This is a genomic window from Nostoc sp., from assembly GCF_036919675.1.
Taxonomy (GTDB): Bacteria; Cyanobacteriota; Cyanobacteriia; order Cyanobacteriales; family Nostocaceae; genus Nostoc.
This window is the reverse complement of sequence record NZ_JBALCP010000069.1, coordinates 17274-33788: the sequence shown is the minus strand read 5'-3', so window position 1 is coordinate 33788 and position 16515 is coordinate 17274. Positions and strand designations below refer to the sequence as shown.

Here is a 16515-nt window from a genome sequence, read left to right as displayed (position 1 = left end):
TATGCCAATTTATGAAGAGAGTGGTTTGAGGATTACATTACCTGATGAACATAGTTTTCGATTACAAGACTGTTCTAGTTATGTAAATTTAAAGGGGAACAACTTATCTGAGATGGATTTTGGATGGTGGGATTCTACAAACGATACATTATCGTTATTAGAAATAAAAGACTATTCTCATCTTACGCCTCTTGAAAGGCTACCGGATCATCTTTTAGAGAAATTGATCAATAAAGTAACAGATAGTGTCATGATACTAGCATCTGTTTGGTCAGGGACGCTTCAAGGTCAAAATTTCTATAGAGAATTACCTGTTTCCTGCCAGGTTTTTCCAACACATCCTAAAAAAATAAAAGTTTTTTTTATTTTTAAAATAAGTGATGAAATAAAAATAAAACAAGAATTAACAGATATAAGAGATAAGTTAAAAAATAAAATGTTAGGTAGACTAATGCTTTTTGACATAACAAATCTTGTTTTAGTTGATCACGAAACTGCTATAAAATTTATGGGAATGATTGCTACTGTATAGTCTTTATACTTTTTAAACATAAGATGAGTCTTAGTGAATGGTTGTGGAGTGAAGAACATCGCCAACTATGCAAAGTCATTGAAACCCAGACTCTTTGGGGTAATACCTTCTATCGCATCTGGCTACCCAACCAAGAAACTGTAGTTCGCGTTCGCGCAGACACACTAAAACCACTATTTGATGCAACGGTTAGTAACATCCTCTACCCATGCCATCCGCACCACTTTAGAAAGGCGGTTAGAAGTCCTGCGCGAACCAGAAGAACAACTAACCCTCTTCCCCATGTTTGCCGCAGAGGAATGGTCAGAAATGGACGGACAGGAACAAGTAGATTCACTACTGACAACCCGACTCAAAGCATTTAAAAACGAAAAAGCTGAGGTGGAATTATTACTAGAAGCTGCCAAACTCACAGAAGCCGCAGGTGCAGACCCGAAGGCGGAAGAGTTACTAGACTGGATTTATCGCTTGCAGCAGGAAGAAAGCGACCCTGACATCAAAGTTCTGATTTTTACTGAATTTGTCCCTACCCAAAAAATGCTGCGAGAATTTTTAACTCAGCGCGGTATTTCTGTAGTTTGTCTCAACGGTTCAATGGGTATGGAGGAACGCAAACAAGTTCAAGAAGCCTTTGCTAAAGATGTTCGCATTTTAATTTCCACTGATGCCGGTGGAGAAGGATTAAACTTACAGTTCTGCCACGTAGTCGTTAATTACGATATTCCCTGGAACCCCATGCGATTAGAACAGCGCATTGGTAGGGTAGACCGGATTGGACAAACTTTCTCCGTCCGCGCTTTGAACTTTGTGTTTGAAGACACAGTAGAATACCGCGTCCGTGAGGTACTCGAAGAAAAGCTGGCAGTCATTCTTAATGAATTTGGTGTAGACAAAACTGGCGATGTCCTGGATTCAGCACAAGCCGGACAGATATTTGACGACTTGTACATCGAAACCCTGATCAACCCAGAAATTTTAGATACCAAAGTTCAAGAAGTGGTGAGTCGAGTACAACAGCAACTTGTAATAGCCAAAGAAAGTACAGCAATCTACCAAACAAACGAGGAACTAGATCCTACCGCCGCACAACAACTCATAGATCATCCCATTCCCCATTGGGTGGAACGGATGACGATCAATTATTTGCGATCGCATGGTGGCATAGCTGAAAAACAAGGTGACACTTGGAATTTAACTTTACCCACAGGTGAACAGTTAAAAAACGCTGTGTTTAATGTAACAGAAGCAACAGCCGCAGCCAATGCCCAACACTTAACCTTAGAAGATTCTCGAATTCGAGGCATGGTTATGGCGAAACAAGTTTTCGCCGAAGGGCAACCCATCCCTTATCTTTCCATCCCAAGTTTACCAGCAGATGTCCAAGGATTTTGGTCACTGTGGCGAATAGCTATTTATACCGAAGATTGGAATCAGCAAAGGATGATGCCCCTATTTCTGAATGATGATGGACGAGTTTTCTTACCTACAGCCCGTTATATTTGGGAACAATTATTAACAGAGGAAGTAGAGATTCAAAAACACCTCTGTGGAGAAGAAGCAACAAAAGCATTTGGCATAGTTTGGGAAACAGCATTAGTTCAAGGTAAAGGCATTTATGAGGAACTGCTAAGGAAACATCACCAACAGCTTGAGAAAGAACGTGAAAAAAATATGTACGCTTTTGCAGCAAGACGACGTGCGATCGAACGTATTGGGCTACCTCAAGTGAGAGATTATCGTTTGACGCAGCTGACGCAAGAAGAACAAACTTGGCGTGAAGCCATGCAGCAAAAATCTGAGGTAACACCAGAATTAATACCTTTATTGCTAATGCGGGTGGAGAATTATTTGTGAACTGGCGTGACCAAATCTTAAAAGAATTTACACCACAGGTGGCAACTCTGACCTTAGTTGCAGATCCAGACGGCTTGCTGACAGAAGCAGAGATGTTGCAAAGAATACAAGCAAGAGGTTTTGAGATAGTCCACTTTGAGGATGCGATCGCCTTCCGCTACATCTACGAGTCCCAATATCGTCCCCAGCAAGAACAAGGTACAGCCTTAGATTTAGTAATTGTCGTCAACAAGGATACACAAGAGTTACGCTTGCTCCCCTATGATTTAATACAATCAAGACGGCAGCTTGCTTTCAGTATAGGCAGTTTATTTCCCAATTTTAGCTACAGCGTAGTTAATTCTCTAGACCGCAGCAATTTTGATGCACTATATCAAGCACAGGCACAACATAAGCCAGAACAATTAGGTGAAAATGCCACTAAGGATTTTGTTCTGCGGTATGTTTACAACATTGATCCCGACTTAATACAGCAAACATCGGATTTACTGCTAATTCTTTTACGCTGGCACTATCGGGGACAAAGATTACGAGAGATTTTATGCGATCGCTTCATTCAAACTCTGAGTGATCGGCAATTATTTTCCACTTTACCCCTAGAAACAATCATTTGCGATCGTCAAGCCTTCTTTGCCTTTTTGCAGCAAGCTTGGCCACAATTCGTTCGTCAGCACCTAGTAAAGTCAAGCCAAGTTTCTGAAGCAACTGGTACTTATGCCACTTCGACTAAATTGCCCTTTGAGAATCAAGATATTCGCGTTTACATCAACCATCTTTTTTTAGAAGGTTATCTTCAACCGATTAACGCTGATGAATTAAAAATAACTACCACAAATTTGGAGTCAAACCCTTGGATAAAAGTAGGTTTGCGTTTCAACCCAAAAGCTGACCAACACAGACGCTTACAAGGTTTATTAGAATCTTTAGATTCATCCATTCCTCCCAGTGATGCTAAACACCAAGATTGGCTGAAGTTTAGTGAAGCTTGGGCAAAATTGATAGTTTTGTGGCACCAAGACAAGATATCAGACTTTCATGGACAGTTTCTCACCCTGCAAGGAAAGGTAGATACTGGCTTTTTTAGCTGGGTAAGTTCGCGCTATGGGACACTTTACAGTCAACCACCAAGTCCTCCCGTGATGTTACACCAAATTCCGCGTTTTCTATCACGGTATTTAGAAGCATCGAAAACCAATAAAGTAGCCTTAATAGTATTAGATGGTCTAGCTTTAGACCAGTGGTTAGTGCTGAAAGAGGTGCTGCTTGCACAACGTCCTCAGTTAAACTTCCGCGACGAAACAGTATTTGCATGGCTACCAACCATCACTTCCGTTTCTAGGCAAGCAATATTTGCAGGGAAACCTCCAATTCTTTTTCCCAGTAGCCTTGAAACCACAGCTAAGGAAGAATCTCTCTGGAAACAATTCTGGACTGATGAAGGCTTAAATCTGGCTGAAGTTGCCTATGTTAAAGGGCTGGGTGAAGCAGATAGTGTTTCGTTGGTAGAACAGAAACTATCTCCCAGATTACGGGTGATAGGTTTGGTAGTGGATAAAGTCGATAAAATCATGCACGGAATGCAACTTGGTACTGCGGGGATGCACAACCAAGTACGGCAATGGGCAGAACTTGGTTGGATGGCAAATTTCTTAGACCTTCTGGTGGCACAAAAATTTCAAATTTTTCTGACATCTGACCACGGTAATATTGAGGCAACTGGTATTGGACAGCCCAGAGAAGGTGCGATCGCTGATTTACGTGGAGAAAGAGTGAGAATATACTCAGATTCTATTTTGAGAGCAAAAGTTAAAAGTGAATTCCCCAATGCAATTGAGTGGCAACCTTTAGGATTACCAGAAAAATACTTACCGCTTCTAGCACCCGGTCGCCAAGCATTTATTCAAGAAGGGAAACAAATTGTTGCTCATGGTGGTATTTCTGTTGAAGAGTTAGTAGTACCATTTATTAGCGTTTCAGTTTGATCCAAATGAGCAGGCGGGTAGAAGTTGGTTTTAGTCAGCGCATTCAATTAAATTGGTTGGAACTTACAGCCAATCTTCTTTTAGCTGGTTCTACACGCTCAGAAATTCAAACAGCACTGAATGAATTTTTGCAAGATAAGGTTTCAGTTGGTAGTGAAAGTAAATCTAGTGGCCGCAGAAAAACCATTTCGATACTGCTGAAAATCTGGGTCGGAGTGCCAACAAACCTAGAACCTCTGCGAAATGAAGCTTTGGAACTTTTAAGAATCAGCCCATCTAATCAACACATAGTTATCCATTGGGGTATGGCTATGGCTGTTTACCCATTTTTCGGGACTGTAGCAGAAAATGTTGGGCGTTTACTGAGATTACAAGGTTTATTTGCAGCAGCTTCGGTGCAAAGACGCATCAAAGAACAGTTAGGTGAAAGAGAAACAGTATCACGCGCAACTCAACGTCTACTGCGCTGTTTTGTCGATTGGGGAGTCTTACTAGATACTAGTGAAAAGGGTGTATATCAACCAGCATCAGTGCAATTAGTCGATAACAGGAGGCTGGTAGCATGGCTCATAGAAGCAGTTTTAATAGCAAGTAATTCTAATTCCCAAGCTTTAGGTGTAATTAGCCAAACACCTGGATTATTTCCATTTATAGTTAGTCCCATCAACCTTAGAGATGTAGAGAAAAATCAAAGACTAGAATTTTTCTGTCAAGGTCTTGATGAAAATATGGTAATGCTGCGGTATTAGTTAATTATTTTTCTCTAATTTTATAACCCGTCCAAAAAACGAGCATTCTTTAATTTGACTAGATTGTGGTGCATTAGGCGATCGCTTTCATCTTATCTCCTCATAGTTTGTAAACTGTAGTAGCCCAAAATTCTGCCATTTGTTTACTACTGTAGCTATTATATGAGTGATAAGGGTAAAAAAGAAACGAAAATGTATATTTATGTTGCAGATGTTGTCTTTGTTGCTTGGAATAACGACAGAGGTGAGCTTCTGAAACGATTGCGCGGGAAAAAATCACGGCAGAAACTAGCTGATGAAATTGCAGCTAGAGGAGGGGAATGCTCCCATCAGAACATCAAAAAACTAGAGTATGGTGAGTCTGAAAGTGTATCTATTAAAGTATTAGAGGCTATTTGTGCTGCATTAAATATTTCTCTGAGCGACTTCCTTTGCACTGTAGAAGTGACTAATTAAAGTTTTCAATATTACCTTAATTTTTAAATACTAGAGTAGCTAATATATTTTATGAAATAAAAAAGGCGATCGCCCTCCGTCCAAAGATTGCGATCGCCTTTTGTAAAACCCTATCAATGAGGTTACTCAGATGATTGTACAAGATGAGTTTGACAACCAAGCCTCGGCTCAAGAAGAGTTTGAGGAATATGTTGACCATTTAGCTGACGCATTAGCACCAGAAATAGAAATTGACTCAGTGCCAGATGATTTGGGAGAACTGTATCGAGTTTGGAACGGTTCCCAACTTCTAGGAACTTTTTACCAGAATCTTGAAGGCAAATGGGTAGCACAACCCTGTAATAGCGATAAAAGACACTGCTGTGACACTTCTGATTCAGCGCTGCTTTTGATTATTGCTGTCAACGGCTTACTGGTCGCAGATGTAGCTTAGGACTCAATATTGTTCCCATCACCTAGAGACGTGTTAAATTCACGTCTCTTTCTTCTTTGGAACTTTTGATCAACAGAACTATCATCAAGAAAGCATTATTGACTTAATCCGGTTATTTATAAAGCTCACTTTCGAGAGCTGCTTTTACTCTCTGTGAGCAATTTTCTCGTAGCGCAGCAAGTCTAATCACCTTCCAAGGCTGAATTTCTTCTCCGCAATCATCAAGCCGCTGAATTGCCCACTTAATACGCCTAATCTGAAAATCCTCTACAGTTTCTGTCACTGATTCTAGATAAAGCTTAGTCACTGGCATTTCTGACAAATGTTTTTCGAGTAGTGCTAGTAAGCCAATAGCTTTGCCTATCTTGCCAATAGTTATTCTCGCGGGTTTTTCTGCACTCAGAAGCGATCGGACAGCATTTTTTACATTTTCGAGAACTTGCTTGTCTCCTTCTGCCCAGTCAACTTTACCGATGCAAGGGAGAGGCATTTTTAAAGAAGGCGAATTTTTGTTGAGCCATTCTTTATCATTTCTGTATAGCCAAATATAGGTTGCCTTAGCTAATGCCCTGAGAGTAGTTTTCGATGCCTCTGGATACTGCTGTAGTAAAGCTTTCCAAGCTTCCCTGTATTCTATTTTGTGAGCGCTGGCTAAATTTAGATTTGAGTCTAAAACTTCATGTGAGTCTACTAGCCGATTTTCCTGTGAAGATTTCCAAAAAGTTTTGAGCTTAAGTATCGCAGTATAGCGGTTTACTGTTCTAGGATCGACATTGAGCCGTCTTGCTGTCGCCCGTAAACCTAATCTTTGAATTTCTATAAGTTGTTTTAGCTTCTGCTCCCAAAATTGACCGTAAGTCAAGACTTTGCCAATTCGTAGCTTGTCTTCATCAGTTTTATCAGGGCCAGTTCTACAATAAACCATGCCACAGGAACAAGAAAAAGTACCTAATGGCTTTTTATTATCCAAACAGTGAGTGACAATAAGATTAGTTATTACTGGCTTGAGGTAATGATCTACCGCAGCATTTAGACACAGCCAAGGGCCTTCAGCAAAAGGTTTATACTCGTAATCCGTGTTGAAAAATTCCTCGATAGAATTCGTCAGAAATCTAATTAGGAGTAGGTGTCTGATGGGATGGAATGACTTTCTATGCTTCCTGACAATACTGAATAGCCAGTTTTGCTCATTTTCATTATTCACCATTGAGTTAACAGCCTTAAGCACTTCAGCACCATAAAAGAACAAGAAATTATCTAGTAATCTCTTCTGGTCTACTCGCCTGGTTGCAGTTGCAAAATCCTTTTCAATCAATAAAGTTATATATTTTCTTTGAAACCACTCTAGTTCTCTAGAGAAAAGATTACTAGTTATCAACCATGAAATATCTTGAGCCAGCAGTAGCAACTTCTTTAAAGTCTCTTGACTGTAAGTCTTTTGTATCGGTACAACAGGACAGTTTTCTTGGCTTGCAGCATAGTATTCATGCCTATTAAAACCTTGCATGGGAATTGTGCTATCTTGCAAAGTCACACCATGAACTGGGCAAACCAGAACCCCTGGTATTTGGTGTAGCCTATGCCAGTAGGACTCCCCATAGTTTTGCAAATCTTCTTGCAAACATTTTGGGCAAAATTGCAGATACCTCTGCACCTTCAGCGAACTCGCCATAATTCCGGTTCTGGTATGAATGTCTCCTCCGAAATCTGCCTTCATAGACTCCATCACCTGACTAGCTCTTTTCGGTGGTAGAAAAACACTGTAGAAAGGATAGAGGGTATATTTATATATCAAATCTTCTACTTGATAATTCGAGATAAATTGGAGATTTTCAATCAACGAATTAAGGTTAGAAGGTAAATCAACAGTAGCTATTACACCTTGAGAATTAAATAGCTCCTTTAAAGTTATTTTTGGACTGGTGTTACCACTCCTAATGTGGTAACGAGCCAAGATGCTGTATAAAATTTCATCTGGATAAGGGGCTGGAAAAAAGCCAAGCATAGATTCTTTCTCATGTTGAAACCGGAAAAGAATATTTTTGTAAATTCCAAGAGTGTTTCAAGTTTCTGGCGATTGCGTTTCACACCTTTCTCTTTACAGCAAACAAAATTATCAGGATTTTTGTCCTCTATAATCAATATTTCAGGTATTACACAACGCCTATTTTATCGTAAATTCAGGTATTACACAATAACTAAATATTTTTGAGCAATTTATAGAATCTACCCGTAGTTCTTGCTGTTGACTATGATTTAGGAGGTGTGTAATAGCTGGATAGTAATGGGAAAGAAAGGGCAGAAAGGACAAAAAGACGTACCAGAGATGTACGACGAGGTGAAAAAAAGGGTCAACCTAGCCCTAACTCCCACTGGTATTGAAGGATTAGATGCGATCGCCTCCAATTTTGATCTAAGCAGGTCGGAGCTTGTGGAGAGAATTGGCAGACGACTGATTTGCCTAGATACAAATTGCTTCACACAGGAGGAGATGGAAACTGTAAAAAAGCACTGACCGAATTGATTGCTAGTTACCGCGATCAGTTGAACGGTCAGGGTTTGTTTACTGGTGTTGGTGCAGTTGAGGGCGATCGCAAATTACAACTACAAAAGCAGATTGAGCAATGGGAACAAATCAATGCAAAAATTTCCAGTTAAGAGGGTAGTTGAAGTATAATCTATGACAAAGAGTAGCATAATCATGCTCAACGTCTTACGACATCTAATGGTAAAGAACTCGTAGTCAGAGTTGACAAATAATTCCCATCCAGTTCCTGCTCAACGTCTTACGACATCTAATGGTAAAGAACGAACTGAAAGTTAAACGTATACCTACACTTGAAGCAACTGCTCAACGTCTTACGACATCTAATGGTAAAGAACAGGAAGGTATCACGCTCAGGGGCAACGATTAATAAACTGCTCAACGTCTTACGACATCTAATGGTAAAGAACAGCGATGGCTAAACGTATTAATCCATCAGGTCTTCTAGATAATCTTACAAGCACCTGTCATTAGGAGGTACTAAATTTGCAAAATTTAATAGGCTAGATTAGTTTAGCAACGCTCAGAAGGCTTATTGTTAGAACTTTCTGAGGAATTGCAAGCATCCTTAATCATAATGAAAACGCTGAATTGCTGATTCAGTAAAGAATACCGACCTTTTATCTCTTTGTGTCGGCGCAACAAGCAGATATCCTTGTCAAAATCTAAATATCCTCCTTTTATTAACTAGTTTGAATTGTAGTCCACGATAAATCTGGTGGTTGCCATACCTGGGATTCTTGAAGCTCATAACACTGCCAGCGCGTTCTCTTAGACCCAACATGGTCAACCCAGTACGATAGAGTTAGCGAACCATCTTCATCTGTAACTAACCACCACAGCGACTTACCATTATAGTTCTCAGGTAAAAGGGTAACAGTATTGACTAGATCCCGACTTTCACCTAAACACAGTCCACCAAATCGATTAATAGAAGCTGGGTTCGCAAAAGCCTGCTGCAAAAGTTCTGGTAAAGTAAGCTTTGCTTTGTCTGTTTTCACCCAAACTACAAACTCAACGTTCGTTAGCAACTCTTGGTAATCAGGTTTAGCATTCTTAGGGTTGTGGATATCTTTCGTTTTAAACCTGCGAAAAGTCCGAATTAGAATAGATTTTTCTGGTTTAGACAAGAGTGCGATCGCTAATTGAGTTCCACAATGCTTATAACGATCTGTCTCACCAATCAGAGAAAGCAACATCCCGTACACCGTAGAAGGTGGAGGTACTGGATACGTTTCAGCGTATTCTCTAGCACGGGATTGACGAAAACAAGCAATAGGCACTTCAACTTTTAAAGCAATTGTCGTCACTTAGTCCCTCCCTGATGACAACTGCAAATCTTCAGCAATCACCTGTTTTAGTGCATTGACTGCGGATTTCACTCCAGGAAACACATTTGCTCCCAAATCTTTTAAACCCTGAGAAATTAAGCCTCCAATCCATAATTCTTTGGGATCAATATCTCCTATTTCTACCTGTCGCACTAAGTTTGATACTGACATATTTCCCAGTTCGTCTTGCTCAAAGCAATATAGAAAACGAGGCGAAAAATCATGCGTCCACCGCAGCACAATACTTTCAGGGGAGAAATCATACAAAAAACGGGATTTCCCGCCACTTCACCAATCGAAACTAAACCATCGAGCACAGCATGGATGCGAGATTTCTCTTTGAGACTATCGGGTGTCAATGCAAAACCGTATTGATAACGAGTAGCATGAATCTCTGTGGCATAAAGAGAATTTCGTCCTTTGACTCCACTAACAGCATTAAAGGTAATGTCTCCCGTAAAGGGTATCATTGATACTGCACGAGTAACTTCTAATACACCTCGTCTAGCAGTTATTTTCCCTTTAGGCTTTTGCTTGCCTTTACGTGGAGAAGTTTGCTTGTCCTTACCTTTAGAACTTTTTTTATTCTCATCTTGAGATGTTTCCTCTACCTCACCTTCAGCCTCATCTGACGCTTCCACTTTTGCAGCTTCTGCCTGCATAAATCCTAAAATATCATCATCAATAAAGCGAATATCATCAAAGTTGGGGTCTTGCCAAACATGATCTGCTACTGGTTGAGCATTCTCATCCCAACGTCGATTCACCGGATAGCCAACATTTTGCCAGTAGTACCGTAATGCCCAACGAATCGCCTCAGATGAAATGGTAGTATGAACTTCACCTTTCCAAATTAATTTTTGTAAGGTAGTTATGTTCCCTTCATTTTTCCCACGATTATTAGCTGCGGTTCCGTAATTTGTCAAAATATTGCCGAATAAATGAAACATTTTAAAGTTAGCTAAAAAATTAATGTAATCAATTCAAACAATACATATTTATTCATTGTTTAACTCAGCTTCTTTTGATATTTTTGTATTTATATTCTTGCTTTTTGGATAGCTAGCAATAGCAATAAAAGTTAAATCTCTGGCAACCTTCCAATCCATTATTCCCGATGTCAAGGGCAGTAATTCTTCCCAATGTTCTTCTAAAATTGAAAGCTGTCCCGCTCTTCCCCAGAACTCTGCAATAAATTTGCGGAAGTTTTCAACATTCGTGCATCGTCCTAATTGCGATAAAATACGTATATTTTCTCGTTCAATTTGAGCATATTGACCTTCTTTGGTTCGGTCATAAATCTTAGCATATATCTTTTTCAAGGCTTCATGACAAGCTTGAATAAATAGCTTTTGAGCTTCTATATCCCATTGAGAGTGTTGAATCATTTTGTATATTCCTCTATCTTCGTAAAGAATTACTTTTAATAAATTTAAATTTATGATTTTTATGTATAAATCATTCCACCAGAGAAAACCTTTTAGTAAATTATCAGCAATTATTCCTTTAATCACATTGCTAATAATAAAATTTTTATTTTGATAATTAATAACTCTGTACTCTGGAAAAGAGATGCAACTAAGCTGATAGATAATCTCAATTATTTCAGTCGCTTCTACCACTGCTATTTCCGTGCGAGTTTTTTGCTGCTTTGACCAAACTACCGTTCCAAATAATATTACTTCGCATCGTTTTACCTGATTGGGTATAGCAGTTGTTTTATAAGTCAGGAATCTTAATGCAGCATCTCCTAAGCTAGATATATGGAAATATTTGTAATCCAAGTTTCCCAAACTCCAGTATTGCTGGGCATAAATTTCTAAGTTAGTCACTTCAGGTATAACTACGGCATACTGTGGGTGTTGCGGTTGAGTATGCGATCGCAATACAAAGTAGTGGCAAGCAACAGGAGCATATAAAAGACCAAAAGCCAGTTGTGGTTTCTCTGAAAACTTAGTTTTTTTTGTAAAAGCGACATGACGAACTACAGATCCCGGATACAGCCAACCTACTACGCCAATTGACTGCTGTAAGAATTTACCTTGTTCATCGCAGAGTTGTTTAGCAAAATGCTGATGAGCATAGGAAACTGCTTTTTTATATTCGACATCTATTTCTATGCCATCAACACCGTCAACTTTTAATGACTTAGATTTTTTCCCCTTAAATTTAACAACCTGATTATGTTGGAGGAATGTTGCCGTGATTCCCAAGTGAATATTAATTTGGGTTTCAATATTGATGGAATGCGTATTTAAGCCTATCAACGAAATTAGACCCTCTTCATTAATCTGAAAAGATTGCTTTAGCAGCCAGTCTAAAACTATGAAATCCTGCCCTTGCCATTCAAGGCTGATACTACGAGGAGCCAGCAACCAAGTTAAATTACCAGGTCGTTCCGCAGCTATCGGGTATAGTTTTTCTAATTGCTTGAGCGTCATCCAAAGTCCTGCTATGCCAGCACGATGTATGCAAGTTATGCTTGGGTCGCCCAAATTTAACTGAATTTTGGGGTTGACAACACTAGCTACTACAGACATCTTATTTATTTCTGGAAAAGATTCAAAGACTTATTTAGATCCATTGAAGGTAAACTCTCTCATACTTACATTGAGTAGTAGCCAAAACCAGCTTTAACTTGCGTTTCCCTTTCTCTTCACTGGTAGAAAAACGCCACAACCCATCTTGCGCTTTCCCCCAATGCCATATCTCAGCAATGTTAGCGAATCTTCATTGCTGAGATTAATGATTTCTAACCCAAAACCCACAACTGTAAAGCGCTTGATTTTGATACTTCTACGTTTTGGGCTACCATCATGATTTTTGATAATAAAGGCTTTTGCCTGGATGCCTAGTTGTTCTAACTGACGCTGTGCAGCTGCTAAAAATGATTCCGCTTCTTGATAACCCTGGATAATCACTATACGCGATCGCAGTTTCTCAGCAGGCTCAAGCAAATAAATTTCAGGAATCTCCAAACGAATTGTATGCTTGCCAATTCTCAGGGGCTTACCTGCTAACGGATAAACCAAACGCACTTGATCCATCGGTAGCCGAATCCGAAGCCTAGAATTTTTAGTTAACTGAATTACGCCTGACTTGGGAATACCTGCAATGGTATGAATTCCAACTGTATCTAATTTATGAAGTTCGGGTTCAAAATGAGCGTATCCTCCTCTGTGACATTCACTCCAGTGCCAATTTCTTGGTCATGTGCATATTTTCTTGGTCTTCCTCTCTTCTTGTCTCCTAATGCTTTAGGTTTTCCTCTACCACCAGAATTCACATAATCAGGTAAAAGTGCATTTTTTATTTTACCTCTTTGCCAAAATTTTCTGAGGTAGTAATAAATTCTTTTTTCTCTTAATTTGTCTTTATTTTTGTCTTTATTATATTGGTCTATTACATCTTGGATTAGTTGACCACGAAGATGACGATAGTATATTGAAGGCTCTTGCGCTACAAGAAATGAAATGATTTCCCACGCTTGTTCTCTGATTTCCTTATCTTTTTCAGAGATGTTTTCTTCTCGGATTATTGTTGACCAGGGGTCAGATTTCAATTTTAATGCATGACCATCAGTAATAGCCTCTTTAATACTACTGACTGTTCTAATTTTGGGAAACCCTTTTGAAGAATTAATATCAACGACAAATGCTTGAGTATAATCTTCGTCTATCCAGATAATTCTCTCAATTAAATTACTATCTGATTCATGATGCCATTCGATTAGGTCATTCACAAATAAGTCTTGAGTCATAATTAGTACCTAAATCAATTACCTTCTAAAAAATAATCTTTTCAATGTCTCTAGTGGAAGATAATCCAAATATTTTGGTTCCCATCATATCCATAATGATTTGTTTGTGGGCGACTAAATGTTTAAAAAGATAAAGTGATGTACCAGGCTCGATATTCATATCATTATCAAATGCAGCTGCCACTTGACTGATGGTTGTTAAATCGCTCTCGTGAAGTCTATACTTCAGTGCGTTAGCTAGGGATTGTATTTGTGCCACATCAATCCCATTTGTGCCTTCTAATCGGTATGCAGAATGAATCCACTCAATATTGTCTGCTAAAATCCTTGGAATTTCTTTTTCTGTTATAATCGCCCAGTCAATATCTTTTACTGCGTAGTAACGACGCTCCAACTCGAACTTTTCAGCTACTGATGTTTTTTCTAAATCTTTACTCATTTTTACTGTTCGAGCAATCTGAACAGACTTTCCATTTTGATTTACAGAGAGCATGAAATCAGTGGTTAAAACATCGGGAGTATCGTTCTCTGCAACCGTAGGATATTTCATTCCCATATCTGTAGCGATACTCATTGCCAAGTCAAGGTCGAGTATGGGAAATTGTTCTCTTATATCTACAACAACATCTGACCACTCGAATAAATAAAACAGTCGCCTTTCATGGTCAGAAAAGAAATGATGCACCCTGCCAGTTTTCCAACTAGGGGTTCTTGATGAACGACCTTTCGAGGAAAAGTCTTGAATAGTAATCCAGGGTTTATAGTCCCTTCCTGTACCCTAACCTCTACCTTCCTTCTGGTAACGCTCAAACTTAGCGGCAGTCCAGTCTCGTTTATTTGTAGGCATAAAAAATCTCCTAGTGGTAGTTGTATATTTACCCCCAAGAGATATTTTCCAACATTTTTACCTTTTTTCCAACTTTATTATTTATTTTCCAACTTTATTATTCCTGCACATCCTCCACAATATTGTTATACGATTATTCAACTGTTACCGATTTTGCCAAATTTCTGGGCTGATCGACATCCAAACCGCGAAGGGCGGCAATATGATAAGCCAACAATTGCAAAGGAACCACTGTCAGAATCGGAGAAAGTAATTCTTCTACATGAGAGACGGGAAGCAAATCGTTAAAGATTTCCCCAGCTTCGCCATCTTTAACTGGAGTCACGCCAATTAAGCGAGAATCTCTGGCTTTTGCTTCCTGAGCATTAGAAATAACTTTTTCATACACACTACCAGGTATTGCGATCGCAACTACTGGTACTTTCGCATCTAATAGAGCGATCGGGCCATGTTTCATCTCTCCAGCCGGATACCCTTCGGCGTGAATGTAGCTGATTTCTTTTAATTTCAACGCCCCTTCTAAAGCAATAGGAAAGTTAATTCCTCTTCCCACAAAAATGAAATCTTGGGTTTCGGCGAATTCGTGGGCTAGCTGTTCAGTTAAACGTTCTTGACTTTCCAAAGTTGCCTCAATTTCTTTGGGAATCTCCCGCAACCCGTTAATAATTTTCTCTAATGCATCTTTTGAAACTGTCTGGCGACGAGCTGCTAAATCCAATGCCAAAGCATAAAATGCCATCAGTTGGGCGGTAAAAGTTTTTGTCGCCGCTACCCCAATTTCAATTCCCGCTAAAGTACTAATAATATGCGGCACCATATGACCAAGGCTGCTTTCAGGGCGATTGGTAATACCCAGTAGTCGCACTTGATATTTGGGTTCTTTCCCCTGGCGACGTTCTTTTTCCATCGCCAAAGCTGCTAGGGTATCAGCAGTTTCACCTGATTGGGTAACGCCAATGATCAACGTGTTAGCCGTCACGGGTGATGGTGCATAGCGATACTCAGAAGCGTAATGTACCTGAGTTGAAATTCCTGCTAATTGTTCGATTAAATATTTTCCGATTAATGCTGCGTGCCAACTAGTACCACAGGCGACGATCTGAATTTGTTCTAAATCTTTGTATAAATCCGCAGGTAAACCAAGATTAATTGGCGATTCTGTAGATTCGGCTGGATTAAAGTATGCTTCTAAACTAGCTCTTACTACCCCTGGTTGCTCATGGATTTCCTTGAGCATGAAGTGTTTGAATCCCTGCTTTTCTACCATTGCCGGATTGAAGTTGAGCAGCCGGGGTTGTTTTTTCAACCTGTCGCCAGCAAAATTGTAAATCTCAACGCCCAAAGGTGTGAGACGGGCTATTTCGCCATTTTCCAGAGGTAGCACTGCACGGGTATAGGAAGCGATCGCTGGCGTGTCAGATGCACAAAAGAACTCCCCTTGGCCAAAACCAATTACCAAAGGTGCTTGTTGACGGACAACAATCAATTCATCGGGGTAGTCAGCAGAAATAACTGCGATCGCAAATGCCCCCTGCAAGTGGTTAACGGCTTGGCGAATTGCCTCTAGGAAACGAGATGAGGGAGATGAAGGGGGGAGATTCTTTAAAAATTCGGCTATGAGATGGGGAATTACTTCTGTATCGGTTTCAGAAAGAAACTGGTGTCCTTTTCCTTTGAGTTCCTCGCGTAACTCGCGGTAATTTTCGATAATCCCATTTTGCACCACTGCCACTCGCTTTCCCGTATCCATGTGGGGATGGGCGTTGTACTCTTCTGGTTTACCATGAGTTGCCCAGCGTGTGTGACCAATACCAATCTGGGCGGGCGTTTCTATTTGTTCAAGTTTAGAACGCAGGTTATGCAGTTTGCCCTTTGCCCGTACACAATTTACCTCACCTTCCCAAATAGTGGCGATTCCAGCAGAATCGTAGCCTCTGTACTCTAGTTTTTCCAGCCCAGCCAGTAAAATCTCTGTCGCCGCTTGAGTGCCTATATATCCAACGATTCCGCACATTGTTCACACCGC

The 16515-nt window shown here is 39.9% G+C and carries 17 protein-coding genes; 8 read left to right on the top strand and 9 right to left on the bottom strand.

The features are described 5' to 3' along the window. The first annotated feature begins 1 nt into the window (after nucleotide 1). The 6 genes from V7K49_RS14930 to V7K49_RS14905 all read left to right on the top strand — a co-directional run bounded on the left by V7K49_RS14930 (nucleotide 2) and on the right by V7K49_RS14905 (nucleotide 6006). The gene (locus tag V7K49_RS14930) at nucleotides 2-532 is read left to right on the top strand and encodes a hypothetical protein (RefSeq protein ID WP_335206207.1); all 531 of its coding nucleotides are present in this window, start codon (nucleotides 2-4) and stop codon (nucleotides 530-532) included. A gap of 180 nt (nucleotides 533-712) precedes the next feature. Next, nucleotides 713-2386 carry a C-terminal helicase domain-containing protein gene (locus V7K49_RS14925; protein WP_335206205.1) on the top strand — a complete coding sequence of 558 codons (1674 nt, stop codon included), beginning with the start codon at nucleotides 713-715 and terminating at the stop codon, nucleotides 2384-2386. Continuing rightward, on the top strand, nucleotides 2383-4368 hold the full coding sequence (gene pglZ, locus V7K49_RS14920) for a BREX-3 system phosphatase PglZ (protein ID WP_335206204.1): 1986 nt from the start codon (nucleotides 2383-2385) through the stop codon (nucleotides 4366-4368). Before V7K49_RS14925 ends, pglZ begins: the two co-directional genes overlap by 4 nt. 5 nt (nucleotides 4369-4373) lie before the next feature. After that, on the top strand, nucleotides 4374-5117 hold the full coding sequence (locus tag V7K49_RS14915) for a hypothetical protein (RefSeq protein WP_335206203.1): 744 nt from the start codon (nucleotides 4374-4376) through the stop codon (nucleotides 5115-5117). A gap of 162 nt (nucleotides 5118-5279) precedes the next feature. Further along, nucleotides 5280-5573, top strand: a complete 294-nt coding sequence (locus V7K49_RS14910) for a helix-turn-helix domain-containing protein (RefSeq protein WP_335206202.1) — start codon at nucleotides 5280-5282, stop codon at nucleotides 5571-5573. A 130-nt stretch (nucleotides 5574-5703) separates the two neighbouring features. Continuing rightward, entirely contained in the window at nucleotides 5704-6006 is a 303-nt protein-coding gene (locus V7K49_RS14905) for a hypothetical protein (RefSeq protein ID WP_335206201.1), read from the top strand. A gap of 112 nt (nucleotides 6007-6118) precedes the next feature. Here the strand turns inward: V7K49_RS14905 and V7K49_RS14900 are convergent, their stop codons facing one another. Next, on the bottom strand, nucleotides 6119-8011 hold the full coding sequence (locus V7K49_RS14900) for a TnsD family transposase (RefSeq protein ID WP_335206200.1): 1893 nt from the start codon (nucleotides 8009-8011) through the stop codon (nucleotides 6119-6121). Nucleotides 8012-8290: 279 nt separating this feature from the next. On the opposite strand from V7K49_RS14900, the gene V7K49_RS14895 reads away from it, so the two are divergent. Further along, nucleotides 8291-8521: a hypothetical protein gene (locus tag V7K49_RS14895; protein ID WP_335206198.1), complete on the top strand. Its 231-nt coding sequence runs from the start codon at nucleotides 8291-8293 to the stop codon at nucleotides 8519-8521. A gap of 5 nt (nucleotides 8522-8526) precedes the next feature. After that, entirely contained in the window at nucleotides 8527-8664 is a 138-nt protein-coding gene (locus tag V7K49_RS14890; RefSeq protein WP_335206197.1) for a hypothetical protein, read from the top strand. 570 nt (nucleotides 8665-9234) lie between these two features. On the opposite strand, the gene cas5 is transcribed toward V7K49_RS14890, so the two are convergent. The 8 genes from cas5 to glmS all read right to left on the bottom strand — a co-directional run bounded on the left by cas5 (nucleotide 9235) and on the right by glmS (nucleotide 16503). Beyond that, nucleotides 9235-9861 (bottom strand): type I-MYXAN CRISPR-associated protein Cas5/Cmx5/DevS, encoded by a 627-nt coding sequence (cas5, locus tag V7K49_RS14885; protein ID WP_335206196.1) that lies wholly within the window; start codon nucleotides 9859-9861, stop codon nucleotides 9235-9237. Continuing rightward, the gene (locus V7K49_RS14880) at nucleotides 9862-10053 is read right to left on the bottom strand and encodes a hypothetical protein (protein WP_335206195.1); all 192 of its coding nucleotides are present in this window, start codon (nucleotides 10051-10053) and stop codon (nucleotides 9862-9864) included. It abuts the gene before it with no gap. Further along, nucleotides 10035-10832 (bottom strand): DevR family CRISPR-associated autoregulator, encoded by a 798-nt coding sequence (locus V7K49_RS14875; protein ID WP_335206194.1) that lies wholly within the window; start codon nucleotides 10830-10832, stop codon nucleotides 10035-10037. The genes V7K49_RS14880 and V7K49_RS14875 overlap by 19 nt, the downstream gene beginning before the upstream one ends. Before the next feature lie 48 nt (nucleotides 10833-10880). Further along, a complete protein-coding gene (gene cas8a1, locus V7K49_RS14870; RefSeq protein WP_335206193.1) occupies nucleotides 10881-12422 on the bottom strand; it encodes a type I-MYXAN CRISPR-associated Cas8a1/Cmx1 in 1542 nt (513 codons plus the stop codon). 93 nt (nucleotides 12423-12515) lie between these two features. Then, nucleotides 12516-12989, bottom strand: coding sequence for a type I-MYXAN CRISPR-associated protein Cas6/Cmx6 (gene cas6, locus V7K49_RS14865; protein ID WP_335206233.1), 474 nt, complete (start codon nucleotides 12987-12989; stop codon nucleotides 12516-12518). A 29-nt stretch (nucleotides 12990-13018) separates the two neighbouring features. Continuing rightward, the gene (locus V7K49_RS14860; RefSeq protein ID WP_335206192.1) at nucleotides 13019-13642 is read right to left on the bottom strand and encodes a hypothetical protein; all 624 of its coding nucleotides are present in this window, start codon (nucleotides 13640-13642) and stop codon (nucleotides 13019-13021) included. 25 nt (nucleotides 13643-13667) lie between these two features. Beyond that, the gene (locus tag V7K49_RS14855; RefSeq protein WP_335206191.1) at nucleotides 13668-14327 is read right to left on the bottom strand and encodes a TnsA endonuclease C-terminal domain-containing protein; all 660 of its coding nucleotides are present in this window, start codon (nucleotides 14325-14327) and stop codon (nucleotides 13668-13670) included. Between the two features lie 295 nt (nucleotides 14328-14622). After that, nucleotides 14623-16503 (bottom strand): glutamine--fructose-6-phosphate transaminase (isomerizing), encoded by a 1881-nt coding sequence (gene glmS / locus V7K49_RS14850; protein ID WP_335206190.1) that lies wholly within the window; start codon nucleotides 16501-16503, stop codon nucleotides 14623-14625. Between the last annotated feature and the right edge of the window lie 12 nt (nucleotides 16504-16515).